Annotated in this window: 12 protein-coding genes; 9 read left to right on the forward strand and 3 right to left on the reverse strand. The window is 29.8% G+C overall.

The features are described 5' to 3' along the window. The 6 genes from arsB (at position 1) to ACFQ1R_RS10395 (ending at position 6,297) form a co-directional block, all read left to right on the forward strand. On the forward strand, positions 1-1,050 hold the full coding sequence (gene arsB / locus ACFQ1R_RS10370; RefSeq protein ID WP_379926098.1) for an ACR3 family arsenite efflux transporter: 1,050 nt from the start codon (positions 1-3) through the stop codon (positions 1,048-1,050). Positions 1,051-1,144: 94 nt separating this feature from the next. Continuing rightward, complete coding sequence (locus ACFQ1R_RS10375; protein WP_379926099.1) at positions 1,145-1,810, forward strand: DUF3826 domain-containing protein; 666 nt, start codon at positions 1,145-1,147, stop codon at positions 1,808-1,810. 92 nt (positions 1,811-1,902) lie between these two features. Next, positions 1,903-2,286, forward strand: a complete 384-nt coding sequence (rnpA, locus tag ACFQ1R_RS10380) for a ribonuclease P protein component (protein ID WP_379926100.1) — start codon at positions 1,903-1,905, stop codon at positions 2,284-2,286. A gap of 6 nt (positions 2,287-2,292) precedes the next feature. Beyond that, positions 2,293-3,927, forward strand: a complete 1,635-nt coding sequence (locus ACFQ1R_RS10385; RefSeq protein ID WP_379926101.1) for a S41 family peptidase — start codon at positions 2,293-2,295, stop codon at positions 3,925-3,927. 110 nt (positions 3,928-4,037) lie between these two features. Beyond that, positions 4,038-4,901, forward strand: a complete 864-nt coding sequence (locus ACFQ1R_RS10390) for an OmpA family protein (protein WP_379926102.1) — start codon at positions 4,038-4,040, stop codon at positions 4,899-4,901. A 25-nt stretch (positions 4,902-4,926) separates the two neighbouring features. Next, positions 4,927-6,297, forward strand: coding sequence for a T9SS type B sorting domain-containing protein (locus ACFQ1R_RS10395; RefSeq protein WP_379926103.1), 1,371 nt, complete (start codon positions 4,927-4,929; stop codon positions 6,295-6,297). Positions 6,298-6,355: 58 nt separating this feature from the next. Here ACFQ1R_RS10395 and ACFQ1R_RS10400 read toward each other — a convergent pair whose 3' ends face one another. The 3 genes from ACFQ1R_RS10400 to rpiB all read right to left on the reverse strand — a co-directional run bounded on the left by ACFQ1R_RS10400 (position 6,356) and on the right by rpiB (position 8,263). Beyond that, entirely contained in the window at positions 6,356-6,799 is a 444-nt protein-coding gene (locus ACFQ1R_RS10400; RefSeq protein WP_379926104.1) for a GNAT family N-acetyltransferase, read from the reverse strand. Positions 6,800-6,910: 111 nt separating this feature from the next. Continuing rightward, positions 6,911-7,828 (reverse strand): cation diffusion facilitator family transporter, encoded by a 918-nt coding sequence (locus ACFQ1R_RS10405; protein WP_379926105.1) that lies wholly within the window; start codon positions 7,826-7,828, stop codon positions 6,911-6,913. Further along, positions 7,829-8,263: a ribose 5-phosphate isomerase B gene (rpiB, locus tag ACFQ1R_RS10410; RefSeq protein ID WP_379926106.1), complete on the reverse strand. Its 435-nt coding sequence runs from the start codon at positions 8,261-8,263 to the stop codon at positions 7,829-7,831. Positions 8,264-8,888: 625 nt separating this feature from the next. Here rpiB and rnr point away from each other — a divergent pair. From rnr to ACFQ1R_RS10425, 3 genes are all read left to right on the forward strand, one after another. Further along, on the forward strand, positions 8,889-11,081 hold the full coding sequence (gene rnr / locus ACFQ1R_RS10415) for a ribonuclease R (protein WP_379926107.1): 2,193 nt from the start codon (positions 8,889-8,891) through the stop codon (positions 11,079-11,081). Positions 11,082-11,169: 88 nt separating this feature from the next. Further along, a complete protein-coding gene (locus ACFQ1R_RS10420; protein ID WP_379926108.1) occupies positions 11,170-11,844 on the forward strand; it encodes a head GIN domain-containing protein in 675 nt (224 codons plus the stop codon). 153 nt (positions 11,845-11,997) lie between these two features. After that, positions 11,998-14,808: a triple tyrosine motif-containing protein gene (locus ACFQ1R_RS10425; RefSeq protein WP_379926109.1), complete on the forward strand. Its 2,811-nt coding sequence runs from the start codon at positions 11,998-12,000 to the stop codon at positions 14,806-14,808. Positions 14,809-14,834: the final 26 nt, after the last annotated feature.

The following is a 14,834-nucleotide window of genomic DNA, read 5'->3' on the forward strand; positions in this document are numbered from 1 at the left end:
ATGGCAGTAAAAAAATTAAGCTTTTTAGATAAAAACCTAACCCTTTGGATTTTTATTGCCATGGCATTAGGTGTTAGTTTGGGGTATTTAATCCCTACTATTCCAAATATCATCAATTCATTTAACTCTGGTACTACAAACATTCCCATTGCTATTGGCCTTATTTTAATGATGTATCCACCTTTGGCAAAAGTGAATTATAAATTGTTGCCTAAAGTGTTTAAAAACACCAAAATTGTAACCATTTCGCTAATTCTAAACTGGATTATTGGTCCGGTTTTAATGTTCTTTTTAGCCATTATATTTCTGCAAGATTACCCAGAATATATGGTTGGTTTAATTTTAATAGGCTTAGCGCGTTGTATAGCCATGGTGTTGGTTTGGAACGATTTAGCCGAAGGCAGTAGCGAATACGGTGCTGGTTTAGTGGCGCTTAACAGCATTTTTCAAGTGTTTGCGTATAGTTTTTATGCATGGATATTTATAACGGTGCTTCCGCCCTATTTCGGGTTTGAAGGTGCTATTGTTGATATTTCAATAGCTACTATTGCAGAAAGTGTTGCTATTTATTTGGGCATTCCGTTTTTAATGGGGTTTTTAAGTCGTATATTTTTAGTGAAGTTAAAAGGTGAAAATTGGTACACTAACAAATTTATTCCAACTATTTCACCCATAACTCTAATAGCGCTGTTATTTACAATTATAGTCATGTTTTCATTAAAAGGTGAATTAATTGTACAAATCCCAATGGACGTTTTAATTATTGCTGTACCGCTACTTATCTATTTTACCATCATGTTTATTCTTGGGTTTTTATTTACCAAAGCCGCTGGTGCTGAATACGATAAAACCACAGCGGTTGCTTTTACAGCTGCTGGAAACAATTTTGAACTTGCAATAGCTGTTGCTATCGCGGTTTTTGGGCTTAATTCTGGGCAAGCTTTTACAGGTGTTATTGGCCCATTAGTAGAAGTTCCGGCGTTAATTTTATTGGTAAGAGTATCATTTTGGCTTCGAAAAAAATACTACGGAAAAGTTAGTGTTCAATAGCTTAAAACTTAATAAAAAAATCAGTTTCAAAATCACTTAAATACAAAGTAAATTTTATTCATTACCTTTATTTTTAATTAAATTTTCAATTTAAATGAATATAAATTATAAAAACAAAAGTCTGGTAACATTACTACTTTCTCTTTTTTTGGCAACAACTATTTGTTCGTCTCAAAAAAAAGAAACCAATGATTTATTGGAAAAATCTGAAAACTGGGTTAACGAGCTAAACTTAGGCGACAAAGAAAAAGAGGCAAGGTTAATTAATGTAATTACTACCCATCGTATGGCGGTTCAAGATTGGCACAACAGCCATTCGTTTGAGGTTGTTCCTAAAGGAATAAATCCTAAAACAGGTGAGCAATTATCAGATTTAGATCGGTCAATTATAGTAGATTCCGCTATGCCTAAATCGGTACATAACGCACTTATCGATGGGCTTAAAGCAGACCTTAATGAAACACAAATAGAATTCATTCTTGATAAATATACTATTGGAAAAGTAGCATTTACTTTAAAAGGCTATCATGCTATTGTAACAGATCTTACAGCAGAAGAAGAAGCTGTAATATTAAAAAACTTGAAAGAAGCGCGTGAAATGGCAATAGACTTTAAACAAATGACTCAAATTTCGGCAATTTTTGAAATTTACAAAACAAAAAACGAACAATACCTAAACTTAAACGGTAGAAATTGGAGGCAATTATATAAAGATTATGGTAAACGCATAAAAGCAGAAAAAGCTAATAAAACGAATTAACTATAAAAATAAACATCAAAACTTTGCAAAAATCACTTAATTACTAAGTGATTTTTTTATTCATTACCTTTGAGGTTTTAAAACAAGTTGCCTTGAAATTTACCTTCAACCAAAAAGAAAAACTAAAAAGCAAAAAGCTTATTGAAAAATTGTTTACCGAAGGTAAATCGGTTTCTGTATTCCCGTTACGTTTGGTGTATTTACCAACAGTTTTTGAAGATGGTGTTTTAGTAAAAACAGGCGTTTCAGTAAGTAAACGACATTTTAAAACAGCTGTTGATAGAAATCGAGTAAAACGCTTGATGCGAGAAGCTTACAGATTAAATAAAGCGGTTCATTTTAACAATTTAACAACATCGTATGCGTTTATGATTTTGTACATTGGTAAAGAAAAACCAACTTTAGCTGAAATAGAAACCAAAATGAAGCAGCTTTTTGAAAAATTTTCAAAGAACGTTTCCGAAGAAAAAAATTAATTAGCCATGAAGAATTTACTAAAAAAGAGACTAATAATACCCGTTATAGCATGTGCTTTGTTCTTAACAACAACGGCATTTAGAAACGATTTTTTTGAAATTGCGAAGCAAATTGAAATTTTTACCACACTTTTTAAAGAACTCAACATGAATTATGTTGATGAAACCAACCCTGGTGATTTAATGGATGCCGCCATAAAAAGTATGTTGGCCGATCTAGACCCGTACACCAACTTCATGAACGAACAAGATGTTGAAGCAGCAAGAATTAACAACACAGGCGATTATACAGGTATTGGTGCAAAAGTAAAAACCCTAAAAGACAAGTTGGTAATTGTAGAACCTTACAAAAATTATCCGGCAGATAAAGCAGGTTTAAAAGCAGGTGACGAAATTATAAAAGTAGGAAACACACTAATTGAAACTTATAAAGAAGATGCTGGTGAATTGCTAAAAGGTGCAACAGACACGTCGGTAGAAGTGACATACAAACGCCAAGGTAAAACGCAAACAGCCACCATAAAACGTGCTGAAGTAGAGATAAAAGCAGTACCACATTTTTCTATGGTAAATGCAAAAACGGGGTATATTGTACTAAGTCGTTTTAACAATAAAGCATCTTCAGAAACCAACTATGCACTTCGCGATTTAAAAGCCCAAGGTGCAGAACGCATTATTTTAGATGTGCGTGGAAACCCAGGAGGTTTACTTAACGAAGCTATCAATATTGTTAATTTATTTGTGCCAAAAGGGCAATTGGTGGTTACTACAAAATCGAAAGTTAAAAAATACAACAAAACCTATTATACTCAAAATGAACCGATTGATACCGAAATTCCATTGGTTATTTTAATTGATGAAGGAAGCGCATCGGCAAGTGAAATTGTTTCAGGCGCATTACAAGATTTAGATCGCGCGGTTATTGTTGGCTCAAGAAGTTTTGGAAAAGGCTTAGTACAACGCCCAAAAGAACTGGTATATGGTACGCAAGTTAAAATAACCATTTCGCGTTACTACACGCCTTCTGGCAGATGTATTCAAGCGCTAGATTATTGGCATAGAAATGATAAGGGTGAAGCTGTAAGAGTAAAACAAGAAAACTACAACGAATTTAAAACTAAAAATGGCAGAAAAGTGTTTGATGGTGGCGGCGTTTTCCCAGATGTTAGTATTACTGCTTCAAAAAATTCATCAATTATAAACGCTATTGTTAATAACGATTTAATTTTTAACTATGCTACCAACTATTATTACAGCCATGATGTAAAAGATGTGAATGCTTTACAGCTTACAGATACCGATTTTACAAACTTCAAAAGCTTTTTAAAAACAAATAACTTTTCATTTGTAACCGATACTGAAAAAGCCTTAAATAAAGCTTTGGAAGCTGCTAAAAACGACGATTTAGATGATAATATTCAAACAGATTACAATACGCTAATTGCTAATTTAAACAAATCAAAATCAAGCGTTATAGACGAAAATAAAACCTACATCCTTCAATTGTTAACCGAAGACATTGTAAAACGCTATGTGTATGCAGAAGGTTTGTATGATTATTACAAAATACACGACGCCGAAATAAAAAAAGCTACCGAAGTACTTGCTAATCCAACTACCTATAATAGCTATTTAAAATAAAACTTGTTGTTTTTCAACCTGTTGTACAAGTCGTTAATCTTAAATACACAACGGTTTTAACCATAATTCATTTAAAATAGTATATTTATATTCAGTTCTATAATCCTACTATGTATAAACTGTTGGTTTTTTTTCTAATAACGCTTCAAACGTCGTTTGTTTTTTCTCAAAAAGAATTAACACACGAAGTTTATTTTGACACCGACAAATTCGATATTCCTTCAACCGAAGAAAATCGCTTATTACTTTTCATTTCGAACTTAGCTGATATTGATATCGAATCCATTTCCATTTTTGGTTTTTGTGATGATATTGGTGCGGTTTCATATAATTTAAAACTATCGCAACAACGTGCCAATGCTATAAAAACTGTTTTTTCTAACAATGAAATTAGCGAAGATTTAATAACCAATGTTGATGGAAAAGGCAAAATTCTATTAAAAATTGTTGAAGAAAAAAACGTTGTAAAAATTAGAGGTTTAAACCGAAAAGTAGAAATTATAGTTAAGCCAAAACCACCAAAAGTTATTGAAGTTAAGGTTGAAAAAGAAGCCATAAAAGTTGAAGAACCTAAAAAGAAAGAAGTACAAGATGTTTTAAAAGGCGATTTAAAAGTAGGCGATAAAATAGTTTTTGATACTATTTTGTTTAAAACTGGCTATAGCCAAGTAATGCCAGAATCGAAAAAAACATTGGAAGCTATCGCGAATATTTTAGTTGAACGAAAAGATATTTATTTCACTATACAAGGGCATGTTTGCTGTACGCAATATACTAGAGATGCAGTTGATAGAAAAACCAACCTTCGCAACCTTTCGGAAGCACGAGCAGAATATATTTACGACTATTTTGCTAAAAAAGGTGTTGATAAAAAACGTATGCGACATATTGGTTTGCGCCGAAAATTTCCGCTTGGTGGCGATCCAAAATATGACCGACGTGTAGAAATTGTTATTACCTATGTTGGTAAATAAAACATACATTTTTAGCTGTTTTTTTATGCTTTTTGGTTTTGTGATTTTCGCACAAAACACAGCAATACCCGACCCAAATTTTGAACAAGAACTAATAAATTTGGGCTTAGATGTTGCTCCAATAAACGGCTTTGTTCCCACCGCAAACATTAGCGGTGTAACCAATTTAGACGTTTCATCTAAAAATATTTCAAACTTAACAGGTATTGAGGCGTTTACTAATTTAACCATTCTTAATTGTGCACTAAACTTTTTAACAACGCTTGATGTTTCAAAAAACACTAAGCTTAATGAATTGTATGTTCACAATAATCAAATAAACACATTAGACGTTACAAAACTTACCAGTTTAAAAATTTTTTGGTGCTACAGTAATAAACTATTTAACCTAAATGTTACACAAAACACTGGTTTAATTTCATTAGTTTGTTGGGATAATAATTTATCAAACTTAAATACATCAAATAACCCAAACTTAAATGTATTGGTTTGCGAACTAAACCAAATTGCTAGTTTAAATGTTACTAATAATAAAACTTTAAGCCGATTTCAATGCGGAAAAAACCAACTAACCAGCTTAAATATAAGTAGTAACACCAACCTGAATTACTTATCGTGCGAGCAAAATTTTTTAACCAATTTAGATGTTACAAATAACAAAAGTTTACAAACTGTTTATTGCTTTGGAAATAGAATTTCTGAATTAGATTTTTCGCAAAATTCCAACTTAACAACTTTAGATTGTAGCAATAACCAATTGTGTAAATTGAATGTTAAAAATGGAAATAATAATAACACAAATGTGAATTTTGGTAACAATATAAATTTAAATTGTGTTGTGGTTGATAACTCCTCAAACACGCCAACAACCTGGATGCCAACAGGGTTTTCAAACTATGTAACATCGCAAAGTCAATGCAGTAATTTTGTAAATGTTGATGCTTTAAACAACGTTGTAACCAATACAGCTTATACCTTACCAATACTAACTTATGGTGCTTATTTTTCAGAATCTGGTGGATTAGGAACACCTTTATTTGCAGGTGATGTGATAACAACTTCGCAAACTATTTATATATACAACACATCTGTATGCGCCACAAACGAAAGTAATTTTAGAGTTTTAATTGTTTCTGAAGATTATTACATTCCTAAATATTTTACACCAAATAATGATGGAAAACACGATTTTTGGAAGGTTGAAGATTTTAACAATACCATTAAAACCATAGCTATTTTTAACCGTTACGGAAAGCTTTTAAAATACTTACCCGCAAATTCAAATGGTTGGAATGGTACTTTTAATGGAAAACTTTTAGAAACTGATGATTATTGGTATGCCATAACTTTAAAAACAGGCGAAACTATAAAAGGGCATTTTGCTTTAAAGAGATAAAAAAGGCGGCTAGTTTTATAGAATATCTCGCGAAGCGAGTCGCGCAAAATTTTTAATATTACTCCTTAATCATTGCAATATGAGGAATGTTATCTTCTAAATATTCCTCGCCAAATTCAATAAAACCACAATTATTATAAAACGTTTTTAAATACGCTTGCGCAGAAATTTTTATTTTCTTTTCATTAAAATGAGTTTCAATAGCTTCAATGGATGCTTTCATTAAATCATAACCGTACTTAAAGGCACGTTCGTTTTTTGCTACTACCACACGACCAATACTAGCATTTTCAAAATAATCACCAGATTTAAAAAGTCGGGTGTAAGCTATTAGTTTATCATTTTTAAACCCTAAAACATGTAGTGCTTTTTCATCTTTTCCATCAATGTCTTGATACACACAATCTTGTTCTACTACAAAAACGTCACTTCGTAATTGTAAAATACTGTAAAGTTCTTGAAGCGTTAATTGTGAAAAGGTTTTTACTTGTGTTTTTAGCATGATTGTTTTTAATACTATTTTGCCACGAATACACGAATAATTAATAGAAAAACATTCGTGTATTTGTGGCAACTTTTAAGTTTATAAAAATTGCTGCCTTCGCAGGAAGTGTTAATCTTGAACAATAACTTCTTTTGGGTCGTTTTTGTTAAATTCAGGTTGAATGGTTACGTGGTTAATATCGTATAGTTCATGCAAAATAGATTCAATATCTTGTAAAATGACATCAAACTCCGTTATTGATACATCTTCATTCAAATCTAAATGTGCTTCCAAATGCAATTCATTATCACTTAAATTCCAAATATGAACATGGTGTAAAAGCTTCACTTTAGGAAGTTTATTTACGGCTTTTACAACATCTTCAATATTTATATGACTTGGAGTAAACAACATAATCATTTTTGTTGATGTTTTTAATAAATCATAACCCACAAAAATTAAGTACAATGCAATTAAAAATGTTAGTAAACTATCTACCCAAAACACTTGGTAAAACTTCATTAATAAACCGCCAAAAAGTACCGCAACACTTGCTAGCATATCGGTTAACAAATGTAAATACGCACTACGCATATTTATATTGTTTTTAGCGTCTTTTTTAAGCAATAATACGCTTAATCCGTTAGCAATAATACCTAAAAGTGATAACCAAATTACTAAACCAGATTTAATATTTTCAGGGTTTTGAAACCGCTTAACAGCTTCAATTATTAATAAAATAGCAACAATAATTAACGTAGAAGCATTAATGAAAGCTGCTAAAATTTCGGCGCGTTTATAACCAAAGGTTCTTTGAACTGAAGCTTCTTTTTTTGTTAATTTATTAGCAATATAACTTACTACCAAAGAAAGCACATCGCTAAAATTATGAAGTGCATCACTTAACAAAGCCAAACTTCCAGAAACCAAACCACCTATAACTTGTGAAGTTGTTATAAGAATGTTTAATAAAATAGAAATTAAAAGATTGCGTCCTTTTAAATCGTTGTGATTATGTGAATGATTATGCGCGTGTGAATGTGCCATTTAACAAGAAACAGGCATTTTATCAATACGTGTTTGGTGACGACCACCTTCAAATTCTGTATTTAAAAACACATCAACCATTTCTATAGCTTGTTGTATAGCTGTAAATCGTGCTGGAATACATAAAATATTTGCATTGTTATGGCTACGTATTAAATGAACAATTTCTTTGTTCCAACATAAACCAGCGCGTATTTTTTGGTGTTTATTAGCCGTCATAGCAACACCGTTAGCACTACCGCAAATTAAAATACCAAAATCGGCTTTGTTATTAACAATATCTTCAGCTACAGGGTGTACAAAATCGGCATAATCAACACTATCATTAGCATCTGTTCCATAGTTATTTACAATATAACCTTTTGATTCTAAGTGTTTTAAAATAGAAAATTTATAATCGGTACCAGCGTGGTCGTTTCCTATTGAGATTTTCATTTTATATTTATTCGTTACAACTTATACAAAGGTAATAATTATAAATCATGTGTATTATACTATTCATTACTTGTTAATAAGTGTTTATAATTTTTTAAAATTAAAATATTGTAAATCCATTTATTTTTTCAATCAAAAACAGCCATGAATTCACCAAAAATTTAACTCACTTTTTTTTGAAAAATTATCAGCTATATACAAGTAAATATAAACACCCATTTTTAAAATAGTTATTAATAATTAACTGTGTTTTTAAGTTGTTAACAACTGTTTATATAATTTTAAAAAAGGTTAAAAATGAACTATTTAAAACAAAAACAATTGTTAATTACGTATTAATAGAATGTAAATTTAATGTAATCAAAATAAAATTTAAAAAAGTTATACCGCTATTAACAACCAATCATCATCATCAATAATTTTTTTAAATTTTAGAAAAAAGTATTTAATATTATTTAAAATGTGGATAAGTTCATTTTAACAAATTTAACTTTAAGAAAATATAGTTTAATATTTAAATCGTAGCTTTGTATAAAATAAATAGCAAACCTTCTCCTAAAAATAACGCTATTTAATAACAGAATTTCCAGTATCTTAGGAAATGAAAATGATTACAAAAAATTAAATGACAAGAAAGAAAAAAGGAAAGTCCAAAAAAGGTATTTCCAACCTTACAAATACTATTTTAAGTATTTTAAAAAAAGATAGAAACCAAAGTTTTAACTACAAACAAATTGCTGCTAAATTAGATGTAAATGATGCTAGTAGCAGAAATCAAATTATAAAAAAATTAGCTGAACTTGCTGTAAAAAAGGAAATTGAAGAAGTAGAGCGTGGCAAATTTAAAGCAGTAATTACTACAGAATATCATACTGGAAAATTAGATTTATCAGGAAAAGGAACTGGTTATATTATTAGTGAAGATTTTGACGATGATGTATTTATAGCATCAAACAATATAAATAAAGCTTTAAATGGCGATGAAGTAGAATTTTACGTTTATAAACGTCGCCACAGAGGAAAACTAGAAGGTGAAATTACACAGGTTTTAAAACGTGAAAAAAGTGAATATGTTGGTACCATTCAAATTCATGAGAAAAAGAATTTTGCCTTTGTAGTAGCCGATAGCAATAAAATGTACAAAGATATTTTTGTACCTATCAATAAAATAAATAAAGCTGAAGATGGTGATAAAGTATTGGTAAAACTTGAAGATTGGCCAGAAAACGCCGATTCTCCTTATGGAAAAGTGATTCAAGTGCTTGGAAAACCAGGAGATCATAATACCGAAATCCATTCTATTTTAGCTGAATATGGCTTGCCTTACGAATTTCCGCATGAAGTAGAAGAGTTTGCTAATAAAATAGATACATCTATAACGAAGGAAGAAATTGCAAAACGTCGTGATATGCGTGAAGATTTAACCTTTACCATCGACCCAAAAGATGCTAAAGATTTTGATGATGCGCTTTCTTTTAAAATATTAAAAAATGGTTTGTATGAAATAGGCATTCATATTGCCGATGTATCACATTATCTTCAAGAAGGTACTGTGTTGGATGATGAAGCTTATGAGCGTGCAACCTCTATTTATTTAGTTGATAGAGTTGTACCAATGCTTCCAGAAGTATTATCAAATAACGCTTGTTCGTTAAGACCACATGAAGAGAAATTAACTTTTTCTGCGGTGTTTCAAATGAATGATAAATGTGAAATTAAAAACGAATGGTTTGGAAGAACCGTAACGTATAGTGATGCACGTTTTGCTTATGAAGAAGCACAAGCTGTTATAGAAAGTAAATCGAATACCATTCCAAAAGAGGTTTCATTAACTGGTGAAACATATAACACTTCGGAAGATATTGCTGCAGCTATTTTAAAAATGAATGAATTGGCAAAAAAAATGCGTGCAAAACGTATGAGTGCTGGTGCTATTTCATTTGATAAAGTAGAAGTAAAGTTTGATTTAGATGAACATGCAAACCCTGTAGGTGTGTTTTTTAAAACCAGTAAAGATGCTAATAAATTAATTGAAGAGTTTATGTTATTAGCAAACCGAAAGGTATCGGAATTTGTTGGAAAAAAAGAACCACAACGAACCTTTGTGTATCGTATTCATGATGAACCAGATGAAAGTAAACTTGCTAATTTACAAGGTATTGTATCTAAATTTGGTTATAAATTAAATTTTAAAGATAGAAAAACAACCTCAGCGTCGCTTAACTACTTACTTAAAGAAGTAAATGGTAAAAAAGAGCAAAATTTAGTTGATACCTTAGCTATTAGAAGCATGAGTAAAGCTGAATATTCTACGTATAACATAGGTCATTATGGGTTAGCGTTTAGCTATTACAGCCATTTTACATCGCCCATTCGTCGTTATCCAGATGTGATGGCGCATCGTTTGCTACAGCATTACTTAGATGGCGGAAAATCGGCTAACGAAGCTATTTACGAAGAAAAGTGTAACCATTCCAGTAACATGGAAAATCTGGCAACCAAAGCAGAACGAGATTCTATAAAATATATGCAAATTAAATTTATGCAAGATCATAAAGATGAAGATTTTGTAGGTGTTATTTCTGGTGTGACAGATTGGGGTATTTATGTAGAAATCATTTCCAATAAATGTGAAGGAATGGTAAGCGTTCGCGATATGAAAGACGATCATTACGCATTCGATCAAGAATTATATGCTATGGTTGGAAGAAATACAAAAATAATGTATCAACTTGGTGATGAAGTAGTTGTAAAAGTTAAAAATACCGATTTAGTTAAAAAACACCTTGATTTTAATTTAATTGGTAAACACGAATAAACAATTTGTTTAAAACCAAAATTTTTCACAAAATACAATAACAACGGAATAATTATTGATTAATAACGTTTAATCAAAAAAATATAACATGAAACGTATAATCTTAATAGTAACAATTTTAATATCTGGAGCAACTTTTGCTCAAAAACCAATAGACAAAATTCTTGGTGAATTTACCGAACTTAAAGTTTACGATTTAATAGAAGTTGAATTGGTAAAATCCAACGAAAATAAAGCTGTAATTACAGGCAATAACACCCAAGATGTAATTATAGTAAATAAAAATGGAACCTTAAAAATAAGAATGACCATAGGAAAAAGTTATGATGGTAATAAAACTAAAGTAACTTTACACTACACAACTTTAGATGTAATTGATGTTAATGAAGGCGCAAAAGTGTATAGTACAGATGTTATTAAACAATTTGAAGTAACATTGAAAGCTCAAGAAGGTGGAAGTATTCAAGTACCATTAGATGTTTCATATGCTATTATAAAAGCAGTTACTGGCGGTAGTATTAAAACAAAAGGTACATCTAAATCGCAAAATGTATCATTATTAACTGGTGGACTTTATAGAGGCGAAGAACTTGAAACTAATAAAACAGACGTGTCTATTAATGCAGCTGGTGAAGCTCATGTAAAAGCATCAAAATTAGTAGATGCTAAAATTAGAGCAGGCGGAGATGTGTATGTTTATGGAAATCCTGAAACTTTAAATGAAAATACAGCTTTAGGTGGTAGAATTAAAAAAATGGAATAACTAAAAATTTTAATAATTTAAAAAAGCAATACTATTGGTATTGCTTTTTTTTTGCTTCATTTTAAGGTAATAGCCATACAATTACCTATACAAAAACACTTTAATATTTTATTTTTACTACATTAGTATCATTACAATCTTTTCAACGATTTAATGTCAACTAAACAGTTACCAATATTATTATTTTTATGTTTCTGCTTTATTTTAAAAGCACAAGAACACCCGCCTATACAGGTTTACACACCAAACGAGTATAGAGCAGAAAATCAAAATTGGGCTATTTCTCAATCTCATTCAAAAAATATTTATGTTGCAAATAACAAAGGTTTATTAGAATTTAATGGTGCTAAATGGCAACTTTACAACTCACCAAACCAAACAATCATTCGATCGGTTAAAGTAATTGATGGTTTAATCTATACTGGTTGTTATAGAGAATTTGGATACTGGCAAAAAAATAACTTAGGCTTATTAAACTATACATCGTTAGCTTCAAAACTTAAAATTTCATTTTTAGAAGATGAAGAAATTTGGAATATTTTAAATGTAGATAACTTTATTTTATTTCAATCTCTCAAACGAATTTATATATACAATAAAACCGATAATTCATATTCAGTAATAAATTCAAACACTGTTATTTATAAACTATTTAAAATAAATGAAGGTGTTTATTTTCAAAAAGCAAAAGAAGGTATTTTTGAAATTGTAAATGGTGAAGCTAAACTTGTTACAAAACATCCTATTACCAAAGAAAATTTATTGGTAAACATTTATAACCATCAAGGAAATTTGTTATTTCAAACGGAAGATAATGGTTTTTATATTTTTAAAAACAATGAACTTACAAAATGGGATATATTAGCAAATACTGTTCTGCTTCAAGATAGAATTTACAGTAGTATAAAATTAAAGGACAATAGTTTTATACTAGGTACAATTTCAAACGGTATTTTACATTTATCACCAGAAGGAACTATTAAATATCATATTAATCAAAACAATGGTTTAAGCAATAATACGGTACTTTCAGTTTTTGAAGATGTTGATAATAACGTTTGGCTAGGTTTAGAAAACGGTATAAATTGTATAAATATAAAATCGCCTTTTAGTATTTATAATGATGAAAAAGGTAAAATAGGCTCTGTAAATACGTCCATAGTATTTAATAATAATTTATACATAGGCACCAATCAAGGGTTATTTTATAAAGATGTAACTACCAATAATCAATTTACATTAATACCAAAAACGCAAGGTGCAGTTTGGTGTTTAACCACTATAAATAACACGTTATTTTGTGGTCATAATTCTGGCACGTTTATAATTAATGGCACACAAGCACAGTTAATTTCAGATATTTTAGGTACTTGGGATATAAAACCAATTTCAAAAAACGATAATTTAATACTACAAGGAAATTATACAGGTTTAAACATTCTTGAAAATAAACAAGGAAAATGGGTTTTTAGAAACACAATTGAAGGTTTTAATATATCTAGTCGCTATTTTGAAATACTTGATAATAACCAGGTGTTTGTAAGTCATGAGTATAAAGGTGTTTTTAAAATAACTTTAGATGAAAATTATACAAAAGCGGTTTCGGTTACAAAAGATACTTCGGTTGTTAAAGGTTCAAAAACTAGCTTAATAAAGTATCATAACAATTTATTATACTCACAAAAAGAAGGTATTTTTAAGTATAACACAACAGAAAATAGATTTGTAAGAGATTCTATTTTAAGCGGATTGTTTTTAAAACAACAATACACATCTGGCAAATTGGTATTTGATAAGCACACTAATAAACTTTGGTCTTTTTCCTTACAAGGTATTTCATATTTAACACCATTTAAGCTAAGTAATAGTTATAAAATAAATAAAATTCCGTTACCAAGTTCGCTTAGAAATGATGTTTCTGGTTATGAAAATATAACATACATAAATAATAATAAGTACTTGTATGGTAATACGTTAGGTTATATAATAATAGATTTAGATAAGTTAAAATACAAATCGCATAAGGTAAATTTAAACTCCATTTCAAACGGAAATTATAAAAATGGTTTTAAAAGTGAATTTATAAATACTTCAGTAAAAGGCGATTTTAAAACTAATGAAAATAACCTAGAGTTTAATTTTAGCGTACCAGAATACGACAAATATCTAGAAGCAGAATACCAATACAAATTACAAGGAATTTATAATACATGGAGTAATTGGTCAACTCAAGCAAATGCATTATTTGAAAATTTACCCTATGGCGATTATACATTTTATGTGCAATCTAGAATAGGAAATGAAGTTTCAGAAAACATAGAAACCTATAAATTTACAATAGCTGCACCATGGTATTTAACCAAAACCATGTTTGGTATTTATGTTATTTCTATAGCATTATTTTCATTTTTTATGCACACAGTTTACAAACGTTATTATAAAAAGCAACGCGAAAAATTACTTTATAAAACACAACGCGAATTAGAGTTAAAAGAGTTAGAAAATAAAGAGCAACTAATGCGTTACAATAATGAAAACTTAAAGCAAGATATTGAAAATAAAAACAGAGAATTAGGAATCTCTACAATGAGTTTAATTAAGAAAAATGAATTTTTAAATAGTATTAAAGGCGAATTACTAAAAGCACAAGACCCAAAAAGTCTAAAAAGAGTAATTAAAATAATTGATAAAAATTTAAACAATACCGATGATTGGCATGCCTTTGAAGAAGCATTTAATAATGCCGACAAAGACTTTCTTAAAAAAATAAAATCACTACATCCAGCATTAACTTCAAACGATTTAAAACTTTGCGCTTATTTACGTTTAAACTTAACATCTAAAGAAATTGCACCACTACTTAACATTTCTTCAAGAAGCGTAGAAGTAAAGCGTTATAGATTGCGTAAAAAAATGGATTTACCACATGAATCTAGCTTAACAGATTATATTTTAGAAATATAACACCACAACAGCTTTATATTTTACCT

The sequence above is a fragment of the Mariniflexile jejuense genome (assembly GCF_042675665.1).
GTDB lineage: Bacteria > Bacteroidota > Bacteroidia > Flavobacteriales > Flavobacteriaceae > Mariniflexile > Mariniflexile jejuense.